Genomic DNA, 21094 nt, shown 5'->3' with positions numbered 1-21094 from the left:
GTCCTCAGAACTGGAGGGGCTCGCGCCGCGTCGCGCGGCTCACCAGGAGCGAGACGAGGAACGAGAACGCGAAGATGACGACGCCGATGGCCATGCCGTACCCGTACGACGAGTTCGTGTACGCCTGCTTGTACATGTAGCTCAGCAGGACCTCGGAGGACCCGTCGGGTCCGCCGCCGGTCATGGCCCGGACCAGGACGAAGCTGAGGTTGACCGCGCTCATGACGAAGAACGTCAGCGTCGTGCGGAGGTTCTGCCAGATGAGCGGCAGCGTGATGGCGAAGAACTGCCGGCCGGCGGTCGCGCCGTCGAGCGCGGAGGCCTCGTAGAGCTCCTCCGGGATGCTCGCCATGCCGGACATGTAGAGGACCATGTAGTAGCCGAGCGACTGCCAGACCATCGCGAACGCGACGGACCAGAGCACCAGCTGCTGGTCGCCGAGCCAGACCTGCCGCAGGCCATCGAGCGAGAGCAGCCGCAGGGTGCCGTTGAGCAGGCCGTTCTCCTGGTCCAGGATGGCGGAGAAGATCGCCGCGATGACGACCACGGACAGCACGCTCGGGACGTAGAGGATGAACCGGAAGAGGGCCCGCCCCCGCAGCCGCTGCCGGGTCATGATCGCGGCGAGGAACAGGCCCACGCCCATCGTCACGACGGTCACGACGACGAGAAGCGCGACCGTGTTCTGGAACGCGCGGACGAACTGCTCGTCATCGAGGAGCCGGGTGAAGTTGCCGAGCCCGGCGAAACGCATGTCGGGGGAGAAGCCGCTCCAGGTGTAGAAGGACATCCGGAACACGTTCACGGTCGGGACGATCATGAAGACCGCGAAGAGCACGAGCGCGGGCAGGAGGCAGGCGAGCACGAAGAGGCCGTCGCCGCGCCGGCGCCCTCCGATGCTCGACGGGCTGCCACCGGGCACGTCAGCTCCCCGCCTGGCGCAGCTTCTCGCTGGCGTCGTTGAGCGCGGCCTGCCACTGGTCCTCGGTCTTGTCGCCGCTGATGATGCTGTTGGCCGTGTCGAAGAGCGTGGCCTTGATGTCGACGCCCGCGACGGGCGCGGTGCCGGCGAACCCGCCGACCAGCGCGGCGACCGACGGGTCCTGGTAGACCTTGTAGAACTCGGCGTTCTCCGCGGACAGGCTGCTCACGATGCCCTGGATCGGCTGGATGGCATCCGACTTGGCGAAGATCTTCGCCGCCTCGTCGGAGTAGAGGTAGGCGACGAACTCCTTCGCCGCGTCCTTGTTCTTGGCCGCGCCGGGGATCCAGACCGACTCCACCGACGTGGTGATGTAGCGCTTGCCGCCCGCCGTGACCGCCGGCAACGGCGTCAGACCCCACTGGAAGCCGTCGGCGCGCGGGGCGTCCTTCATCTCGCCGACGACCCAGGTGCCGTTCGGCATGAACAGCGCCTTGTTGTCGAGGATCGCCTGCTGGTTCTTGGTGAAGTCCTGCTCATTGGCGTAGCCGACCGTGGTCGGCGCGGCGTACTTCAGCAGCCGGGTGGTGAGGTCCAGAACCTGCCGGGCCTGCGGCGTCTGCCAGACGCCCTGCTTGTACGTCATGACGTCGGTGTAGAACTGCTCCCCGCCGACGTCGGCGAGCAGCGCGAAGAAGAACGAGTCGAGGTACCCGGCGGTCGGGTAGGTGAACAGCGCGATCTTCTCCTTCTTGGCCGTCTCGCCGAGTGCGAACATCTCGTCCCAGGTGGCCGGGACCTTCCAGCCCTTCTGCTCGAACAGGCCCTTGTTGTAGACGAGCCCGGTCGGCGCGTAGTACATCGGCATCAGGTACGTCTGGTCCGTGCCGTAGGGGTTGGTGTTGAGGTTGCCGACGATGCCCTGGATGAGCTTGTCCCCGACGGTCTTGTCCTCACCGGGCACCTTCGCCTTCAGCACGGGCGTGAGATCCTCGAGGGCCTTGTCCTTGATGAGCGTCTCGGTGAGCGCGGCCTTGCGGCCCTGACCGAGCACCACGACGTCCGGGAACCGCCCGGCCTTCATGTTCGGGGTGATCTCGTCCTCGATGCTCTTCGAGATCTGCAGCTGCACGTCGACGTTGGGATGCGAGGCCTCGTACGCCTGGATGACCTCGGTGTACATGTCCCGCCCGTATCCGCCTTCGAGGGCGGCGACACTCAGAGTCGTCTTGCCGGGGGTGCTGGAGCCCGAGCCGTCTCCGCCGGCCGAGCAGCCGGTGAGCAGCCCGAGCACCGTGATGGCGGCGCTCGCCAGGACGAGTGATCTCCTCATGGTTCTGGGATCCTTCCCGTGGACAGCTGCCCACCTGGGGGGTGGAGGACCGGAGTCCGGGTCCGGACGTTGTTACAGTGGCATCGATAACATGGAAGGCGCAAGAGGCACTTTGCGAACGGGCCCGGCACGAGGCTCAGGGACGACGCGGCGGCGCCGTGGAGTCGCGTATCGACAACGACGCCGTGACGAGGGACTCGCCGGCGTCGGCTCCCCGCAGCAGCAGGGCGACGGCGGCCGCGCCGGAGTGGTAGAAGTCCTGCCGCACGGTGGTCAGCGGCGGGTGGCAGTAGGCCGCCAGGGCGATGTCGTCGACGCTCACGATGGACACGTCGCCGGGCACCGACCGGCCGCGCTCGCGCAGGGCGCGGATCACCCCGAAGGCCATCTCGTCGCTGGCGGCGAAGACGGCGGTCACGTCCGGGATCATCGCGAGGACCTGCCCCTGCCGGTATCCCGAGTCGGGCGACCAGTCACCCTCGAGCGGGGGCGGCGCCTGGATCCCGGCCGCGGCCAGGCACTCCTGCCAGCCCTCGCGCCGCTGGCGCGCCTCGATCCACTCATCCGGTCCCGAGACGTGCCACACCTGGCGATGCCCGAGGTCGAGCAGGTGCCGGGTGGCGATGCGGCCCGCCTCCTTCTGGTCGATCCCGAGCACCCGGGCGCTCGCGGTGCGGGAGCCGTCGAGCGTGACGGTGGGGATGTCCCGGGTGATGTCCTCCATCTTCTGCGTGACGGAGATGAGCGGCACGGCGATGACGATGCCGTCCACGCCCTGGTCGGCGAGCTTGGACAGGGAACGCTCCATCATGCCGGTGTCGAGCCTGGCGATGGTCGCGATGCTCACCGCATATCCGGCCTCGCCCGCGGCCGCCTCGACGCCGGCGGTCACCGCGGAGCGGGAGTAGTAGCCGCCGGACTGCAGCAGCACGAGCCCGATGGTGTGGCTGCGCCCCGAGGACAGCACCCTGGCGGCGTTGTTGAAACGGTAGCCGAGCTGCTCCACGGCGGCCAGCACGCGCTGCCTGGTCTCCGGGTTGACGTTCGGCGAGTCGCGGAGCGCGCGTGAGACGGTCTGCGCCGACACCCCGGCGGTCCTGGCCACGTCAGCCATGCTCGGCTGCCTCCTGGGCCGCGCGGTGGCCTTGGTCATAGCGCTCCTCTCTCGCGGGCGGGGCCGCCTGTCGTCTGCCGAATCATAGCGTCCTTGTTACACATGGCATCGATAACATAGTCTCGCGTGGTGATCGAGCTGCCTGCGCCGGACACTTCGCCGGCCCCGACGACGACCACGACCGATGCGCCGGCCGGCACGAGCGCGCTCACCTGGCGCGGGCGCCTGCTGCTCCGGCATGGCGTGCCCCATCGCATCCTGTCCGGGGCGCTGCACTACTTCCGCGTCCACCCCGATCTCTGGCGGGACCGGATCCGCCGGCTCGCCGACCTCGGGCTCAACACCATCGACACCTATGTGGCATGGAACTTCCACCAGCCCCGCGAGGACGAGGCGCCGGGTTTCGACGGCTGGCGGGACGTCGAGCGGTTCATCCGCATGGTGGGGGAGGAAGGCCTCGACGTCGTCGTCCGGCCCGGCCCGTACATCTGCGCGGAGTGGTCGAACGGCGGCCTGCCGAGCTGGCTCACCGGCCGCGACGTCACGATCCGCAGCTCCGATCCCGCGTTCACCTCCGCGGTCGGCCGCTGGTTCGACGAGCTGATCCCGCGCATCGCCGGGCTCCAGGCCGCCGCGGGCGGGCCGGTCGTGGCGGTGCAGGTGGAGAACGAGTTCGGCAGCTTCGGCGACGACCATGCCTACCTGCGCTGGAATCGCGACGCCCTGACCGCGCGCGGCATCCGCGAACTGCTGTTCACCGCCGACGGCCCCACGGAGCTGATGCTGGACGGCGGCACCCTGTCCGGGACCCTGGCGGCCGTCACCCTGGGCACCCAACCTGACGCCGCCCGGCGGCTCCTCGCGGCGCGGCGGCCGGACGAGCCGTTCGTCGTCGCCGAGTTCTGGAACGGCTGGTTCGACCACTGGGGCGAGCGGCACCACGTCCGCGGCGCGGACAGCGTCGTCCGCGCCCTCGAAGGGATCATCGCCGACGGCGGCAGCGTGAGCATCTACATGGCCCACGGCGGGACCAACTTCGGGCTCTGGGCGGGCGCCAACGAGCACGAGGGCCGGCTGCAGCCCACGGTGAGCAGCTACGACTCCGACGCGCCGGTCGCCGAGGACGGCACGCTCACCGCCAAGTTCTTCGCCGTGCGGGAGGCGCTCGGCGCGCGCGGACCCGTGCGGATGCCCGTGTGGACGCCGGCGCTGCCGCCGGCGCGCGTCCCGCTCGTCCACCGCGCCGACCTGCTCGCTGGCCTCCGCGCCGTCCCGGCGCCCACCTCGACAGGTCCGCGCCCGGCCTCGTTCGAGCAGCTCGGGCTCGACGCGGGCATGGTCCTGCACACCGCGCACCCGCGTATTCCCGTGGGGGAGCACCGGCTCGTCTTCACCGACGTACGCGACCGGGCCCTGGTGTTCGGCGACGGCGCCGTCCTCGGCGTCGCAGATCCCGGTGACCCGGAACTCCCGGTACGCGGAACCGGCGACGTCGTACGCCTGGAGGTCCTGGTCGAGAGCCTCGGCCGGGTGAACTACGGGCCGGGCATCGGCCGGCACAAGGGCCTGCTCGGTCCCGTCCTCGTCGACCGGCGCATCGTGCAGGGGTGGGACAGCACGCCGATGGCGCTGCAGGAGTGGTCCGCGGACGAGCTGGCCCGCGCGGTCGCCGCCGGTCCCGCGACCACGCACGCCGGGTTCGCCGTCGCGACGGTGCACGTCGGCACGCCCGCGGACACCTTCCTCGCCCTGCCGGGATCGGCCCGCGGCCTCGTCTGGGTCAACGGGTTCCTGCTCGGCCGTTACTGGGAGATCGGGCCGCAGGTCACGCTGTACTGCCCGGCTCCGCTGCTGCGCGCGGGCGAGAACATCGTGACGGTCCTCGAGCTGGAACGGCTGGGGGCGGTCCTGGAGTTGCGGGACCGCCCCGAGCTCGGACCTCCGGAGGAGTACGTCGAGGAGTTCGGCTAACCGGCGACCACCCACTGCTGGAGCCGGGCGTCGGCCTCGGTCAGGAAGACGTCGAGCACCCCGTCGCCGACCCGGACCTGGGCCGCGCCCCAGCGGTTACGCGGCGGGCTGACCCGCACGGCGCGGGCCTGCGCCTGCAGCTCACGCGACTCGGCGAGCAACGCGCCGCTCTTGACCTCGTCTCCGGCGAGCCGGGCGTCGAGCGCGCCGAGCATGGACACCATCGCCCTGCCCCACAGCTCGGTGGCGTCCAGCCAGGACGCGGCGTCATCAGTGAAGCCCTTCTGCACCGATCCGCCGCGGATGGTGGCCGGCGCCGTGGCGATGGCCTTCGCGTACCGACGCAGCGCGGTGATCGCTTCAGCCCGTCGCCCCTCGTCCCATGCCTGCCAGAACGCGCTCGTCCGGGCGGCGAGCTCGGGTGCCTGGGGCTGCCAAGGGGTGCCACCGAAGGTCGGGGCCACGTGCTCCAGGTCACCGAACACCAGCAGCGCCTCGGTCGCCGCCTTGTCGCCGCCGGCGAGATAGGCCATCGCCCGCGGCCAGCTCTTCCTCGCGTCGTACGCCTGGTCGTTCCAGGTGAAGTCCGCGGTGCCGAAGACCGCGGCCTTGCTCGCGTACGGCTGGTTCATCGGGTTGGCCACGATGCCGGACAGGTGCGCGGCCAGGCCGCTCTCACGCTTGTCGTAGGGCGCCAGCAGCAGCCGGCCGCTGGTCTCGCCGTAGTCGTTGACCGGGTAGTTGTCCCAGACGAAGACCTTGCGCCCGAACAGCTCCGCCGCCTTCTCGGCCTGCGCGTTGGTGATCTCCGGAGGCACGGTCTCGATGCCGGTCCACATCACCTCGATCGTGGGATCGAGGGAGGCCCGCATGGTCTGCTTGTACGTGGTGTCGGTCAGATCGCCGTACTCGGTGGGCACCATCTGCAGCGGCTGGGCGCCTTCGTGGGTGGCGATGAAGCTCCGCTGCACGTCGTTGAGCAGATCGACCTGGGCCTTGGCCGCGGTGGTGCGTCCGGCGGCGCCGTAGGCGCTCTCGTCGGCCGCGCAGTTCCAGCGGGTGTAGCTGATGTCGTCCAGCGGGATGGAGAAGGCTCTGGCGCCCAGGTCGTAGAGCGCCTGGAGCTTCTGCTTGAGTACGGTGCGGTCCGCCTGGTCGGAGTAGCAGATCGACACGCCGGGGGAGAGAGCGAAGGTGAAGCGGACGTGGTTCGCGTTGGCCCGGGCCACGAGCTCGCCCAGTTCGGCGAGCTTGTCCGCCGGGTAGGGGTCGCGCCACTTGTCGCGGTGGTAGGGATCGTCCTTGGGGGCGTAGATGTAGGTGTTGGCCTTGACGTCGCCGTAGAAGTCCATCTGGTCGAGGCGTTCTGCGTGCGTCCATGGCGCACCGTAGAAGCCCTCGATGGTGCCGCGCAGCGGCATGGACGGGAAGTCGCTGACCTGGACTCCCGCCACCTTCCAGCCGTCGCCGGACGGGACGAACAACTGGCGCAGCGTCTGCACGGCATAGAACTGACCTGCGGCGTCCTCGCCGCCGAGCGCGATCTGGCGCTGGTTGCCGCCCGAGACCCGTAACGCGTATCCCTCGCTCTTGCTGGGCGGGACCGTGTCGCCGAGCGCCTGGGCGATGTCCGGTCGCGTCGCAGGGCCGAGGCGCACCGTGAGCAGGCCGGGCGCGGCGGCCGGGATCTTGTCAGGGGTGACGATGTCCACCCGGCCGGCGCCGTGGCTCTTGAGTTCGCGGACGAGGCGGTCGCGGGCGGCGGGGTCGGTCCGGTCGTCGGCGACCACGAGCACCCGGCTGGTGACGACCGCGGCGGAGCCGATGCCGTTCAGGGACTGCGGAGTCGGTGACACCGCGGGTAAGGAGGCGTTCGGGACCGGAGCGGCAGAGGCCGCGGGGACGGGCAGGAGTGCTCCGGCACACAGGGTCGCGGCCAGCGCAAGGCAGAGGGCAGGGGTGCGTCTTGTCACGGAACTCTCCGTTCGGCTGGAGGGGCGGTGCTGCCGCGTAGCACGAGCTCGGGGGTGGGAGCCTGCACTGCGCGGGGTTCCGGACGCTCGGCCATCACGTGGAGCAGTTCGGTCGCGGTGAGCGTGCCGAGCGCGTACGTGTCGCGGGTCAGGGCGGTGATCGGGGGATGGGGGAGCTGGGTGAGGATGGAGTCGTCGAAGGACACGATGGAGACGTCGCCGGGGATCCGTACGCCCATCTCGGTGGCGACGCCTAGCCCCGCCGCCGCCATGACGTCGCTGTCGTAGATGATCGCCGTGCACCGGGGGCTCGCCTCCAGCAGCTGGCGGGTGGCCGACGCGCCTTGGGTGTCGGAGAAGTCGGTGGCCACGCTCACGATGTCGAGGTCGAGCCTCTCGTGCGCGTCGGCGACGGCCTGGAGGCGGCGTCGCGTGTGCTGGTAGGCGGGGACGCCGCTGACGTGGCCGATGGACCGGTGGCCGAGCGTGGCGAGGTAGGCGAGGATGCGGTTCATCGCGGCGTGGTCGTCGACCCAGACGCTGGACAGCGGCAAGGGGGCTCCGTGGCCTCCCAGGACGACGGCGGGGACGCGGAGGTCGGCGATGACCTGCGGCCGGACGTCGTCGACCGCGAGGTCGAAGAGCACGAGCCCGTCGACGCGGTTCTCGGCGGCCCAGCGGCGGTAGACCGCCACCTCTGCCTCGGCGTCCTCGACGATGAGGATTTGTGTGGCGATTCCCTCATTGGACAGGCGGGACTGCAGGCCGGACAGGACATGGGCGAAGAACGGCTCGACGCCCAGCGTGCGGGCCGGGCGTGCGATGACGATGCCGACGACGTCGTTGCTGGCCCCTTTGAGCGCGCGTGCGGCCCGGTGCGGGCGCCAGTTGAGCTCCTCGGCGACGTCGAGGATGCGCTTGCGTGTCGCGTCGCTGATGCCGGGGCGGGCGTTGAACGCCAGTGACACCGCCGACACCGAGACGCCCGCCAGCCGCGCGATGTCGGTGCTCCTCAACCGGCCAGGCGAGGACTCAGGAGGGCCGGCGGCGGAGTCCTGGGGCGGAACCTCATCGTTCTGCGGCATCGCTTCTCCATCGATGTCTGGCCTGCGGGCGGCCCGTCGTTATGGAAACGAGATGAGCTTCCCGCGTGACCATGAGAACTAGAACGTATTAGTCTGCGGACATCCTAGGCAACTAAAACGTATCAGGCATATTGTCATATCTCCGCTACGGAGAGGTACGAGATGCACAACCACCTCAGCCGCACGCTCGAGCGTCTCGCCCGTGTGAAGCGAGAACGGATCCTGCCGCGGATACACACCCGGCTGACAGGTGTGGAGGTCGAGGCGTGGACGGTCGCCGACGATGGGGAGCCGGTGAGCGCCCGGCACGCTCTCGGGCTCGCCCGCGACACCGGCCGCGCCACCCCCGTCTACGGCCCTTTCCCTCTGGGCGCCGCCTGGGGAAGGGCCTGGTCCACGACGTGGTTCCGGATCCGGGGCACGGTCCCCCCGCGGCCGGGGCCGGTCGACCTCGTGCTCGACCTGGGCTGGTTCGACCACTCCGTGGGCGGTCATTGCGAGGGCCTGGTCTTCACCCCGGATGGCACGATCGTCAAAGGACTGCACCCGCGCCAGTCCGGCATCCGGTTACACGGCGAGGGAGCCGTGCCGGGTCTGCTCGATGCCGACGGCGCGTTCCTGCTCTACGTCGAGGCGGCGGCGAACCCCCTGCTGCTCGGGTTGCCGCCGTTCGTCGTCACCGAGCACGGTGAGAAGGGGGCGGAGGAGCCGTTCGAGCAGTTCAGGCTGCGCCGCGCGGAGGTCGCCGCGTTCTCGCCCGAGGTCCACGCCCTGTGCATGGACCTGGACGTGATCGGTGGCCTGGCCGCCGAGCTGAGCGCGGACGAGCCGCGTCACTGGCGGCTGCTGCGCGCGATCGAGGAGGCCCTGGACGTCTACGACGAGGCGGACGCCGAGGCCGGCGCCCGGCGGGCGCGCGCGATCCTCGCTCCGCTCCTAGCCATGCCCGCGCATGCCAGCGCCCACCGGATCACCGCCGTCGGGCACGCGCACATGGACACGGCGTGGCTGTGGCCGCTGCGCGAGACGGTGCGCAAGCTCGCCCGCACGGTCTCCAACGCGCTCGCCCTGCTCGACGCCGACCCCGCACTGGTGTACACGATGTCGTCGGCACAGCACTTCAGCTGGCTCGAGGAGCACTATCCGGAGCTGTTCGCCCGGGTGCGGCGTCACGTCGAACAAGGGCGGTTCGTCCCGGTCGGCGGCATGTGGGTTGAGGCGGATGGCGTCATCCCCACCGGCGAATCGATGGTGCGCCAGCTGACCTACGGCAAGAGATACTTCATCAGCCGCTTCGGCCGGGAACCGCGCGAGATGTGGCTGCCCGACTCCTTCGGCTACTCGGGCACTCTGCCGCAGCTGGCCCGCCGGGCCGGGTCCCGCTGGTTCCTGACGCAGAAGATCTCCTGGAACGACACCACGGTCTTCCCGCACCACTCCTTCTGGTGGGAGGGCATCGACGGCACGCGGATCTTCACCCACTTCCCGCCCGCGGAGACGTACGCCGCCGAGGTGACCGCCCGCGAGCTCCATCACGCGGTCGCCACGTTCAAGGACAAGGCGATCGCGTCCCATTCGCTGTTGCCCTACGGGTACGGCGACGGAGGCGGCGGCCCCACCAGGGAGATGGCCGAGCGGCTGCGCCGCTTCGCCGACCTGGAGGGCGCGCCCCGCGTGACCTCCAGGTCTCCGGCGGCGTTCTTCGAGGAGGCCGAGGCCGAGCTGCTGGACGCCGGACCTCTGCAGCCGGTCTACCGCGGCGAGCTCTACCTGGAGCTGCACCGGGGCACCTTGACCTCGCAGGCGGCCATGAAACGGCACAACCGGCGCTGCGAGTCGCTGCTGCGGGCGGCGGAATACCTCAGCGCGGCGGCGAGCACGCTGTGCGGGGCGCCCTATCCGCACGAGGATCTCGATGACATCTGGCGCACCGTGCTGCTGCACCAGTTCCACGACATCCTCCCGGGCACCTCGATCGCCTGGGTGCACCGCGAGGCCCGCGACACCTATCGGCAGATCGAGGAGCGGCTGCACGGACTGATCAAGCAGGCCGGCGCGGCACTGGGCGGGGAGCAGGCCGATCCTGCGGGTGGCGTGCTGCCTCCGTTCGCGACGGCAAAACCGCGTGCGGCCCCCATCGAGGTCGCCGACGGCGACGGCGGCACCGTGCTGGACGACGGCCTGCTCCGCGTCGTGATCGGCGACGACGGCCACGTCACGTCACTCCTCGACCTCCGCAACGGCCGGGAGGTGGTCCCACCCGGCAGGCGGCTCAACGAGCTCCAGCTCTTCCGCGACGAGCCGGTGCGCTGGGACGCCTGGGACGTGGACCGGCACGTGCTCCGCCACCCCCAGGTGATCGACGACGTCACGAGCCGGAAGGTGATCCGCGACGGACACGACGCCGGCGTCGAGGTGGTCCGGCGGGCCGGCGCGTCGACGATCACGCTGACGATGTGGCTACGGGCCGGCACCGGGCGGTTCGAGACCGAGTGCGTCGTCGACTGGCGGGAACGCGAACGCCTGCTGAAGGTCGCCGTCCCGGTGCGGGTCATGGCGCGCACCGCACGCTTCGAGACCCAGTACGGATACGTCGAACGGCCGCTGCTCACGAACACCGCGGCCGAGGAGGCGATGTTCGAAGCCGCGATGCACCGCTACGTGCAGGTGACCGACGGCGACTTCGGCCTCGCGATCGTCAACGACGCGATGTACGGGGCCGACGCCCGCGCCGACGGTGACTCCACCGTCGTCCGGCTGTCCCTGCTGCGCGGCGCCCGCTTCCCCGATCCCCGCGCCGACGCGGGCACGCATACGTTCCGGTGGGCCGTGCTGCCCGGCGCGGACGTGCCCGCCGCGGCCGAGGCCGCCTACGCCTTCAACACCCCTGACCTCGCCGGCCTCCCGCAGGTGGCGCCGCTGGTACGGCTGGAGGTCCTGACCGGGCACGCGCTCATCGACTGGGTGAAGCAGGCCGACGACGGCTCCGGAGACCTCGTCGTACGGATGTACGAGACGCAGGGAGCACGGGCGAGCGCACGGCTGCACTGCCGCGAGGAACTCGGCGCCGGAGCCGTCCTGTGGGAGACCGACCTGCTCGAACGGGAGATCGGCGACGACGAGGACCTGCCCGTGGCCGTGGCCGGGCGGCAGGCAGGCCAGGCTCGTCTGGATCTCGGCCCCTTCCAGGTGGCGACGCTGCGCATCGCCCCGTGACCTGCCATGCCCAACGCGTCAAGTGCGAAGGGAGCGGAGCTCCCGAGCCGATAAGAGAGGACATCCGATGACCACTATCGGGAAAGGCCGGGCCCTGATCGCAGGGCTGGCCCTGGGATCGCTGCTGCTGTCCGGATGCGGTGGCGACACGACGCCGCAGTCCTCGGGCGGGTCACTGTCGGGAACGATCAAGTTCCAGACGTGGAACCTGAAGAACGAGAAGTTCACGTCCTACTTCACTGAACTGATCGCGGCCTTCGAGAAGGCCAACCCGGGCACGAAGATCACCTGGGTGGACCAGCCCGCCGAGGGCTACCAGGACAAGCTGTCGGCCGACGCGGCCGCCGGGGCGCTCCCCGACGTCGTCGACATGGGCCCCGAGGCCGCCTACACCCTGGCCCAGGCGGGGGTCCTGCTCGACGTCGCCAAGGCCGACCCGCAAGCCAAGGGCCTGTACCTGGACAAGGCGTGGCAGGCGATGACGTTCAGTGGCCTGGGCGGCGGAACCTATGGCTACCCGTGGTACCTGAACACCGGACCGTCGTTCTTCAACAAGGCGCTGTTCGAGAAGTGCGGGCTGGACCCCGGCAAGCTGCCCGCCACCTACGACGAGCTGTTCAACCAGGCCGAGACCATGGCCAAGAACTGCTCGGACGTGTCGATGATCGTCAGGATGCCGGCCATCGAGAACTTCGGCGAGTACGGCGTCCCACTCATGGACGCCGCCGGCAAGAAGTTCACCTACAACGACGCCAAGGGCACGGAGTTCGTCGAGCGCTTCCGCAAGCTGTACGCCAGCAGGGGCCTGACCCCGGAGTCGCTGAACAACCTCCAGACCAAGGAAGTGGAGGAGTTCAAAGCCGGCCGCCTGGCCTACCTGTCCGGCAGCTCCTACACCCTGAACGACCTGAAGGACACCGCGCCCGACATCTACAAGGACCTGGGGATCGGGCCCCGGATCAGCACGGCCGCCCCCAACATGTACATCGAGTCGCTCGTCGTGAACGCCGCCGGCGAGAACCAGCCGCTGGCCATGGCCTTCGCCAAGTACGTCACCAACGCCGCCAACCAGCTCGCCTTCGGCAAGAAGGCCGACGTGTTCCCGTCGACGGCCGGGTCGATGGACGACGCGTACTTCACCAAGGACGACGGCGACCCCGCCACGAAGGTGCGGCTGGCAAGCGCCGCCCAGGTCAAGAAGGCGGTCGTGTGGTGGCCGCCGGCCTTCTCCGGATCGGCCGACGCCGAGACGCTGCGCGAGCAGATCGCCCAGGCGCTGCTCGGCAAGAAGACGGTGCAGCAGGCGCTGGACGAGTCGGTGAAGTACTCCAACGAGCGGCTGGCCGCGCACGGATGACGGTCTCCGCTCAGCACAAGCTCTCCTTGCGGTGGGGCCGGCGCCGGCTCCACCGCGAGGAAACGGCCCTGGCCACGCATCGCTGGCGCCTGACCCCGTGGCTGTTCCTGCTGCCGGCGCTGGCCGTCATCGTGCTCCTGATCCTCCTGCCGTTCGTCAACACGCTGCGGCTGGCGTTCACGGACTCCACCCTGCTGAGGGGCGGGGAGTTCATCGGGTGGGAGAACTTCCGGCGGATGTTCGCCGACGAGCGGTTCGGCACCGCGCTGCTGAACTCCACCCTCTACACGGTGTGCGTGGTGCCGCTCATGGTCGCGCTGCCGCTGGTGCTGGCCGCGATGGTGAGCGGCGCCGGCCGGCTGATGGGGTTCTTCCGCACCACGATGTACCTGCCGGTGATCATGTCGCCGGTCATCGTCGGGCTGATCTGGACGAACATGCTCGACAAGCGCGGCCTGGTGAACGAGCTGCTCGGCACGCTGAAGGTGGTCACCGAGCCCGTCGCCTTCCTCACCGACCGCTGGCTGCTGCTGTTCAGCGCGATGTTCGTCACCGTGTGGATGGGCCTGGGCTACTACATGGTCATCTACCTGGCCGCGCTGGCGAACATCGATCCGAGCCTGTACGACGCGGCGGCCATGGACGGCGCGGGCCCCGTACGGACCTTCCTCCACGTCACCGTCCCCGGAGTGCGCTCCACGATGGGGCTCATCGGTGTCCTGTCCTCGGTGGCGGCCTTCCGGGTGTTCGGCGAGATCTACGTCCTCACGAACGGAACCGGGGGAGTGGGCGGCGGCGACCTCACGATGACCATGCTCATCCAGCGTGAAGGCACCGGCCTGCAGGCGCGTACCGGCTATGCGGGCGCGATCAGCCTGGTCATGTTCGTCATCCTCGGCGGGCTGCTCATCGCGCAGCTCGTCCTGCAACGCAAGCAGAGGACGTCCTGATGCCCGTCTCCGGTCCGGCCGCACGGACCAGCCGCCCGGGTCGCGTCGTGCGCTACCTGATCCTGCTCCTGATGGCCGTGCTGCTGGCCGGCCCCCTGGTGTGGCAGATCTCGCTGTCGCTCAAAGGCGCCGGCGACGATCTCTACGCGCGGCCGCCCGAGCTGATCCCCGGCCATCCCACGCTGGGGAACTTCGCGACCGTGCTCGATCGCATCCCGGTGCCCGACTACCTGCTCAACTCCCTGATCGTGGCCGCCATGGCCGTCGCCGGCAACGTGGTGGGCGCCACCTGCGCCGGCTACGCGCTGGGCAAGCTGCGCTTCCGCGGCCGGGGAGTGGCGGCCGGGATCTGCGTCGCGGCCCTGCTCGTCCCGGCCGAGACCGTGCTGATCTCCCAGTTCCTGCTGGTCAGGGCGGCCGGTCTGGCCAACACCCTGCTGGGCGTCGTACTGCCGACGATCGTGGCCGCGCTCAACGTCCTGCTCATGCGCAACGCGTTCCGCAACCTGCCCGCCGAGTTCGAGGAGGCGGCCGTCGTCGACGGCGCCAACGCCTGGCAGCGATTCATCCGCGTCTCCGTGCCCCAGGTCAAGGGCGTCATCACCGTCGTGGCCATCTTCGCCTTCGTCGGCTCGTGGAACGACTTCCTGTGGCCCCTGATCGTCCTGTCCGACGAGGACAACTACACCCTCACCGTCGGGCTCAACCGCCTGCACGGCACCTTCTACGACGATCCACGCCTCATCGCGGCCGGCACGATCATCGCCTTGGTTCCCATCGTCGCGTTCTTCGCCATCTTGCAGCGCTACTTCTTCCGCGGGCTCGAAGCGGGAGGCTTGAAAGGGTGAAATGCTGAGATTCGGGGTCAACTACACGCCTTCCCGAGACTGGTTCTACTCCTGGCTGGACCCGGACTGGGCGGTCACCCGGCGCGACATGAAGGCCCTGGCCGATCTCGGCCTGGACCACGTCCGCGTCCTGCCGCTGTGGCCGCTCCTGCAGCCGAACCGGACGTTGATCCGCCGCCGCGCCCTCGACGACGTCCGTCACGTCGTGGAGATCGCCGGCGAAGCCGGCCTCGACGCCTGCGTCGACGTGCTGCAGGGACATCTGTCCGGCTTCGACTTCGTGCCGAGCTGGCTGACGGACTGGCACCGTCGCAGCATGTTCACCGACCCCGACGCCGTCGCCGCGCAGGCCGCCCTGGTCGAGGCGCTCGACGAGCACCTGCACGACCTGCCCAACTTCCTCGGCCTGACCCTGGGCAACGAGGTCAACCAGTTCACCTCCGCCCTCCATCCGGCCCCCATGGCGGCCACGGCACAGCAGGTGACGGCCTGGCTCCAGGCCCTGCACGGCGAGGGCCCGCGCGACCGGCGCCACTTCCGGCTCAACGCCGAATACGACGCCGTCTGGTACGCCGACGGTCATCCCTTCACCCCCGCGCACTCCACCCGGCACGGCCAGATGAGCGTGATCCACTCGTGGATCTTCAACGGCACCGCCCAGGGGTACGGCGCGATGTCGCACGAAAGCGTCAGCCACGCCGCCTACCTCATCGAGCTGTCGCGCGCCTTCGCCCTCGACCCGGCACGTCCGGTGTGGCTGCAGGAGGTCGGCGCGCCGCTCAACCACCTCACCGAGGACCAGGCGCCCGGCTTCTGCGAGGCAACCGTGCGGGCGGCGGCCGACAGCGACGCCCTGTGGGGCATCACCTGGTGGTGCTCGCACGACGTGGAACGCAGGCTGGCCGACTTCCCCGACCTGGAGCACAGCCTCGGCCTGATCGCCGCCGACGCCACCGTCAAGCCGATCGGCCGGCGCTTCGCCGAACTGGCCGCGGAGCTGCGGCATCGGCCACGCCCCTCCCCGCGGCGGGAGGCCGTCGTCGTCCCGGTCGACTCCGAGGACGTCCCCACGTCCCGGGCGGAGCTCTCGCCCGGCGGCGGCGTCTTCGAGACCTGGATGCGCCGAGCCCGCGCCGGAGCCCGGCCCGCCCTGGTCACCTCCACGACCGCGGGCGACCCGCCGGCGCTGCGCGCCCGCGGCCTCGAACGGCTCGTGCACCCCGAGCCGACGGGCCGTACCTTCTACAGCTCGGTCGCCGACGCGGAGGTGCTCGAGCGGATGGCCGCACATGCGGATCGCTGAGAAAGGGGACGTGGTAGAGCACCTCCTCGCCGAGCTTTCCCTCCGGGAGAAGGTCGGCCAGCTCAACCAGCGCCTCTACGGCTGGCAGGCCATCGAGCGGGCTCCCCGGGGCGGCTTCCGGCTCACCGGCCTCGCCCGTGCCGAGCTCGACCGGTGGGGCGGGCTCGGCGCGCTGTATGGGGTCTTCCGCGCCGACGCCTGGTCGGGCCGCTCCTGGGCCGACGGCATCAGGCCGGAGGAACGCGCCGAGGTCGCCGCCCTTATCCAGGACGAGGTGTCGCGGGCCGGCCGGCATCGCATCGGCGTGCTGCTGTCGGAAGAGGCCCCGCACGGGCACCAGGCGCTCGGCGGGACGCTGCTGCCCACGAACCTCGCGGTGGCCGCAGGCTGGGATCCGGCGCTGCTGGCCGAGGCCGCGGCCGCCGTCGCGGCCGAGCTCGCCGCGAGCGGGGTGCACCTGGCCCTGGTGTCCGCGCTCGACCTGCTGCGAGACCCGCGCTGGGGCCGCGCGGAGGAGTGCTTCGGCGAAGATCCGCTGCTGGCCGCCGAGCTCACCAGGGCGCTGGTGATCGGCATGCAGGGCGGCGATCGCGGCGCGGTGGGCCGCGACGGTGTCGCGATCGTGCTCAAGCACCTGGCCGCGCAGGGCGAGGCCGTCGGCGGGCGCAACGGGCAATCCGCCGTCATCGGCGCCCGCGACCTGCGCGAGCTGCATCTCCCGGCCGTCCGGGCCGCGGTGGAGTCCGGGGCCCTGGGTTTCATGGCGGCCTACAACGACATCGACGGGGTGCCGTGCTGCGCCAACCGCGACCTCCTCACCGGCTTCCTGCGGGCCGAATGCGGCTTCGACGGCATCGTCATGGCCGACGGCCTGGCCGTGGACCGGCTCACCGCGATGACGGGCGACGCGAGCGCCGCCGCCGTGGCGGCGCTCGAGGCCGGCGTGGATCTGTCCCTCTGGGACGAGTCCTTCACCCTTTTGGAGCAGGCCGCCGCGGCGGACCCGCGGGTGGCCGAGTTGGTCGACGCCGCCTGCCGCCGGGTGCTCACGCTCAAGCACCGCCTGGGCCTCCTCGCCGCCGCACCCGCGGACGGCGCGCCCGCTGCGCCCGCCAATGGCGCGCCCGCTGCGCCCGCCAGTAGCGCGCCCGCTGCGCCCGCCGACGGCGTAGGTGCGCGGGTCCCTCACGAGGCGCTCACCGTGGCCACCCGCGGCACCGACGACCTCTCGCATCGCCTCGCTCGGCAGTCCCTCGTCCTGCTCCACAACGCCGACCGGCTCCTGCCCCTCGACCGACGGGCGCTGACCAAAGTGGTCCTCGCCGGCCCCAACGCCCGCGACGTCACCGCCCTGCTGGGCGACTACGTGCCGCCTCTGCCCGCGCAGTCGGCCGCCGGCCTGGACCTCGCCCTGCGGCAGGCGCTGCCCGACGCCGAGGTGCAGACCGCACCCGGGGTTCCGACGGCGGCCGATCTGAACGGCGCCGACGTCGTGATCCTGGCGCTCGGCGGGACGAGTCACCGCACCTACGCGGAGGACTTCGCCGCCAACGGGGCGATCGCCGGCCCGGCGAGCGTCGCGACCGCAGGGGAAGGCGTCGACCTGGCCGACCTCTCCCTGCCCGGCGGCCAGGACGACCTCGTCGCCGCCGTCCGCGCCCAGGCCGGCTGCCCCGTGGTGGCCGTCGTCATCGCCGGCCGTCCGCATGTGCTCACGGGCGTGCCGGCCAACACCGACGCCCTGCTGTGGGCCGGCTACCCCGGTCCGCACGGAGGCCACGCGATCGTCGACGCGCTGCTCGGCGGCTACGAGCCGGTCGGCCGCCTGCCGTTCACCGCACCGCGCCATCCGGGCGCCGTGCCCGTCCGCTACAACGACCGGCACCCGGCCTCCGGCGTCTACCTGGACGCGCCGGACCCGGTGCTCTTTCCCTTCGGCTCCGGCCTGCGCTACCGGCCCGTCCTGTTCGAGCGACTGGCCTCGGAGGTGCGCGCGGGCACGGTCCAGGTGAGCGTAGACGTCGTCAACCCCGCCGGCCCCGAAGGGGAGGTCGCCGAGGTGATCGTGCCGCTGTTCGGGCGCCGTACCGGAGGCGTCGTGCTGCCTCGCCTGCGCGAGCTGCTCGCCTTCGGCAGGGTCACCGTCCCGCCGGGCGCCCGCACCACGGTCGTGTGGGACCTGCCCGCCGCGCGCTGCTTCGCCGAGGGCGCGGGGGACCGGGCCCGCACCGACCTGTACGTCGAGGACCTCCACGAGACCATCCGTCCGCTCAGTCCCCCCAGGCCGACATCCCCTCCGGATCGGCCGAGCCCATGACGCACAGTAAGGAGTCGTGATGTCCCGATCACCTCGCACCGGCAGACGGGTGACGACCCGCGCGGGCACCGCCGCCCTGGCCGCGATGCTCACCGTCGTGCTCGCCGCCGGCGGCGCCTCGGCCAGCGACACACTGCCCTGGACGGGCGAGAGCGCAGTCGGCGCCAACCAGCCCTACCAGCACGGTTACTCCACCACCGACCTGCTGCGCTGGAACCCCGCCGACGACACCCACGCCGAATTTTTACGCGCCAAGGTTCCGCTCCAGAAGCGCAACCCCGCCAACGCCGCCACGCAGCGCAATCCGGCCCTGCCCGCCGACACCCAGCTGCTGAGCCTGGCCGGCGACTACGGCAACGCCTTCTTCGAAAGCCACCCTTACACCAACGAGTTCAGCCAGCATCTCTTCAGCTTCTGGCAGTACGCCGACTTCTACGCCTCCTGGCACGGCATGCCCACCGAGGGCGTGCCGGTGAGCTACTACGACCCGACCGCCGACTGGCGGGAGAAATGGTTCGAGTTCGGGATGCTCAACCTGCCCAACCCCGGCTACACCAACGCGGCCCACGCGAACGGGGCACGCTCACTGGGCTGCATCTTCTTCTCCGACCACGACCGCGGCGACCAGGCCTACACCGAACTCCTGGTCCGCGACGGCGACGGCGGCTTCCCCGTCGCCGACAAACTCATCCAGGTCGCCAAGTTCTACGGCTTCGACGGCTATTTCATCAACCAGGAGTCGCGGGTCGCTCCGGCCGACATCCCGGCGTACAAGCAGTTCCTGCAGGCCATGCGCGAGGGCGGCCTCTACGTGCAGTGGTACGACTCCATTGACGACTCCACCGGCGCGATCTCCTACCAGAACGAGTTCAACGGGGTCAACGGCCCGTTCGTACGCGACCCGAAGCTCGGCGACGTGTCCGACTCCATCTTCCTCAACTACTGGTGGAACAGAACCAAGCTCACCAACTCCAAGAGCTACGCCGCGAGCCTCGGCCTGGACTCCCGCAAGAGCGTCTTCGCCGGCGTGGAGGCCGGGAAAGACCAGTTCAACCAGCCCTACAACCTCGAGGACAACCTCGACGCGAGTGGTGCGCCGATGAACGCCATCGCCACCCTCGGCGCCGACTTCGTCTCCTCCGACTACGCCGGCAAGACCGACGACGCCGCCCAGCGGGACGTCTTCGACCGGGAACGCCGCTGGTGGACCGGCTCCTCACAGGGCACCACCACGCCGGAGGGCACCTGGAAGGGCATCTCCAGGTACATCGCCGAACGCTCGGTCATCGGCGGCACCACGTTCGCCACCTCCTTCAACACCGGCCACGGCCTGTCCACCTGGACCAAGGGCCGGCTGTCCAACCCGAAGGAGTGGGGCAACATCAACCTCCAGGACATCCCGGTGACCTGGCAGTGGTGGATCGACGCGGCAGGAACGCCCCTCAGCGCCGACTACGACTACGGCCCCACGTACACGCCGGCGAGCCGGTTCTCGTACCAGAAGATCGGCGCCTACAACGGCGGCAGCTCGCTCGTCCTCAGCGGCACCCTCGACAGCGACAACACCGTGCGTCTCTACAAGACGGACCTGAAGATCACCAAGGGTTCGGCCCTTGACCTGACCTACACCAAGCCCTCGGTGAGCGACGACTCCGAACTCCGGCTCGGCCTCGTCCTGGCCTCCGACCCGAGCAAAGTGATCCAGCTACCGCTGACTGGGTCGGGCGAGCGCACCACGGGCTGGACGACCCGGTCGGCGGACCTGTCGGCGTACGCCGGTCAGCGCGTCGCCGCGCTCGGCCTGGTCGTCGCCGCCGGCGCCCAGCCGATCTCCGGCTACCAGGTCAACCTGGGTTCCTTGGTCCTGCGAGACGGCGTCGATCACACGCCCGCCGCGCCCAGAGACCTGCGGATCACCCAGTTGCTGCCGGAGACCGGTGAGCTGTTCCTGTCGTGGAAGCGTGCCGGCTACGACGAGGTGCGCCGCTACGACGTCTACCTGGATGACACCTATCTCGGTGGCATCTACGACGACGTCTACTACATCAAGCGATTCACGGCCACGTCAGGGACGATCAAGCTGGTGGCGGTCGGCCACGACGGGTCGCAGAGCCCTGCCGCGACCGTGTCGTTCGACCTGGCCACGGCGCCGCGCCAGGTCACCGCGCAGGCCAAGCCGGACGGCACGCTGACCACCGCCTGGACCCCGCCGCCGTCCGGCGCTCCCATCACCGTGAAGGTCCGCAGCCTTGACACCGCCCGCCCGTACACCAAGGAAGTCACGGTGACCGGCACGGGCACGACCCTGACCGGTGTGCCCGTCAATGGCGACGCCTATCTCCTCACCGTGCGGGCGGGAACGGGGACGACCACCGGGATACGCGGAACGTTCGCCGATACCGAGATCAGCCCCTATCCGGCCTCGGCGGTGACGATCAACGGGAACACGTTCACGTTCGCCCGGCCGACCCTTCCGGACTGGCACACCCTGACCATCCTCGAGGACGGTCAGGCGAAGACGTTCGCGACGACCTACAACTCGGGCGCCAAGCCGCACATCATCCGCGGCCGCACCACCCGGGCCGCCGAAACGGTGACCATGTCCAGCGCCACCAGCAAGGTGGTCGCGGTCCTGGAGGACTACGCCGGCAACAAGGCCACGACCGTGCTCCGAGGCAACTGATCGCGAAGGCGCGGCTGAACCG

13 protein-coding genes are annotated in these 21094 nt (G+C 70.4%); 8 read left to right on the top strand and 5 right to left on the bottom strand.

Annotation, left to right across the window (positions count from 1 at the left end; all coding sequences use genetic code 11):
• Nucleotides 1-4: 4 nt before the first annotated feature.
• The 3 genes from OHA25_RS49185 to OHA25_RS49175 form a co-directional block, all read right to left on the bottom strand.
• Nucleotides 5-922 carry a carbohydrate ABC transporter permease gene (locus OHA25_RS49185; protein ID WP_327583738.1) on the bottom strand — a complete coding sequence of 306 codons (918 nt, stop codon included), beginning with the start codon at nt 920-922 and terminating at the stop codon, nt 5-7.
• Between the two features lies 1 nt (nt 923).
• The gene (locus OHA25_RS49180; protein WP_327583737.1) at nt 924-2255 is read right to left on the bottom strand and encodes a carbohydrate ABC transporter substrate-binding protein; all 1332 of its coding nucleotides are present in this window, start codon (nt 2253-2255) and stop codon (nt 924-926) included.
• A 136-nt stretch (nt 2256-2391) separates the two neighbouring features.
• Nucleotides 2392-3408: a LacI family DNA-binding transcriptional regulator gene (locus tag OHA25_RS49175; RefSeq protein WP_305916119.1), complete on the bottom strand. Its 1017-nt coding sequence runs from the start codon at nt 3406-3408 to the stop codon at nt 2392-2394.
• Nucleotides 3409-3498: 90 nt separating this feature from the next.
• Here OHA25_RS49175 and OHA25_RS49170 point away from each other — a divergent pair, with 90 nt between their 5' ends.
• A complete protein-coding gene (locus OHA25_RS49170) occupies nt 3499-5340 on the top strand; it encodes a glycoside hydrolase family 35 protein (RefSeq protein ID WP_327583736.1) in 1842 nt (613 codons plus the stop codon).
• On the opposite strand, the gene OHA25_RS49165 is transcribed toward OHA25_RS49170, so the two are convergent.
• Both OHA25_RS49165 and OHA25_RS49160 read right to left on the bottom strand, forming a co-directional pair.
• Nucleotides 5337-7313, bottom strand: a complete 1977-nt coding sequence (locus OHA25_RS49165; RefSeq protein ID WP_327583735.1) for a beta-N-acetylhexosaminidase family protein — start codon at nt 7311-7313, stop codon at nt 5337-5339. The genes OHA25_RS49170 and OHA25_RS49165 overlap by 4 nt on opposite strands.
• Entirely contained in the window at nt 7310-8398 is a 1089-nt protein-coding gene (locus OHA25_RS49160) for a LacI family DNA-binding transcriptional regulator (protein WP_327583734.1), read from the bottom strand. Before OHA25_RS49160 ends, OHA25_RS49165 begins: the two co-directional genes overlap by 4 nt.
• A gap of 162 nt (nt 8399-8560) precedes the next feature.
• On the opposite strand from OHA25_RS49160, the gene OHA25_RS49155 reads away from it, so the two are divergent.
• The 7 genes from OHA25_RS49155 to OHA25_RS49125 all read left to right on the top strand — a co-directional run bounded on the left by OHA25_RS49155 (nt 8561) and on the right by OHA25_RS49125 (nt 21072).
• Nucleotides 8561-11614, top strand: a complete 3054-nt coding sequence (locus OHA25_RS49155; RefSeq protein ID WP_327583733.1) for an alpha-mannosidase — start codon at nt 8561-8563, stop codon at nt 11612-11614.
• 67 nt (nt 11615-11681) lie between these two features.
• A complete protein-coding gene (locus tag OHA25_RS49150; protein WP_327583732.1) occupies nt 11682-12971 on the top strand; it encodes an extracellular solute-binding protein in 1290 nt (429 codons plus the stop codon).
• Nucleotides 12968-13921 (top strand): carbohydrate ABC transporter permease, encoded by a 954-nt coding sequence (locus OHA25_RS49145; protein WP_327583731.1) that lies wholly within the window; start codon nt 12968-12970, stop codon nt 13919-13921. Before OHA25_RS49150 ends, OHA25_RS49145 begins: the two co-directional genes overlap by 4 nt.
• Complete coding sequence (locus tag OHA25_RS49140; RefSeq protein ID WP_327583730.1) at nt 13921-14769, top strand: carbohydrate ABC transporter permease; 849 nt, start codon at nt 13921-13923, stop codon at nt 14767-14769. Before OHA25_RS49145 ends, OHA25_RS49140 begins: the two co-directional genes overlap by 1 nt.
• A 1-nt stretch (nt 14770) precedes the next feature.
• Nucleotides 14771-16072 (top strand): glycoside hydrolase 5 family protein, encoded by a 1302-nt coding sequence (locus OHA25_RS49135; protein ID WP_327583729.1) that lies wholly within the window; start codon nt 14771-14773, stop codon nt 16070-16072.
• Between the two features lie 10 nt (nt 16073-16082).
• Nucleotides 16083-18389, top strand: coding sequence for a glycoside hydrolase family 3 N-terminal domain-containing protein (locus tag OHA25_RS49130; RefSeq protein WP_327583728.1), 2307 nt, complete (start codon nt 16083-16085; stop codon nt 18387-18389).
• 19 nt (nt 18390-18408) lie between these two features.
• A complete protein-coding gene (locus OHA25_RS49125; protein ID WP_327583727.1) occupies nt 18409-21072 on the top strand; it encodes an endo-beta-N-acetylglucosaminidase in 2664 nt (887 codons plus the stop codon).
• The last annotated feature ends 22 nt before the right edge of the window (nt 21073-21094 follow it).

Origin of the sequence: Nonomuraea sp. NBC_00507 (genome assembly GCF_036013525.1) — a bacterium.
Lineage (GTDB): Bacteria > Actinomycetota > Actinomycetes > Streptosporangiales > Streptosporangiaceae > Nonomuraea.
This window is presented reverse-complemented; position numbering and strand designations above follow the sequence as displayed.

What these genes read in the sequence shown, in the direction of transcription:
- OHA25_RS49140 (WP_327583730.1), top strand. Translation starts at nt 13,921, where the DNA reads ATGCCCGTCTCCGGTCCGGCCGCACGGACCAGCCGCCCGGGTCGCGTC.
- OHA25_RS49135 (WP_327583729.1), top strand. Translation starts at nt 14,771, where the DNA reads ATGCTGAGATTCGGGGTCAACTACACGCCTTCCCGAGACTGGTTCTAC.
- OHA25_RS49150 (WP_327583732.1), top strand. Translation starts at nt 11,682, where the DNA reads ATGACCACTATCGGGAAAGGCCGGGCCCTGATCGCAGGGCTGGCCCTG.
- OHA25_RS49175 (WP_305916119.1), bottom strand. Translation starts at nt 3,408, where the DNA reads ATGACCAAGGCCACCGCGCGGCCCAGGAGGCAGCCGAGCATGGCTGAC.
- OHA25_RS49145 (WP_327583731.1), top strand. Translation starts at nt 12,968, where the DNA reads ATGACGGTCTCCGCTCAGCACAAGCTCTCCTTGCGGTGGGGCCGGCGC.
- OHA25_RS49125 (WP_327583727.1), top strand. Translation starts at nt 18,409, where the DNA reads ATGTCCCGATCACCTCGCACCGGCAGACGGGTGACGACCCGCGCGGGC.
- OHA25_RS49160 (WP_327583734.1), bottom strand. Translation starts at nt 8,398, where the DNA reads ATGCCGCAGAACGATGAGGTTCCGCCCCAGGACTCCGCCGCCGGCCCT.
- OHA25_RS49180 (WP_327583737.1), bottom strand. Translation starts at nt 2,255, where the DNA reads ATGAGGAGATCACTCGTCCTGGCGAGCGCCGCCATCACGGTGCTCGGG.
- OHA25_RS49155 (WP_327583733.1), top strand. Translation starts at nt 8,561, where the DNA reads ATGCACAACCACCTCAGCCGCACGCTCGAGCGTCTCGCCCGTGTGAAG.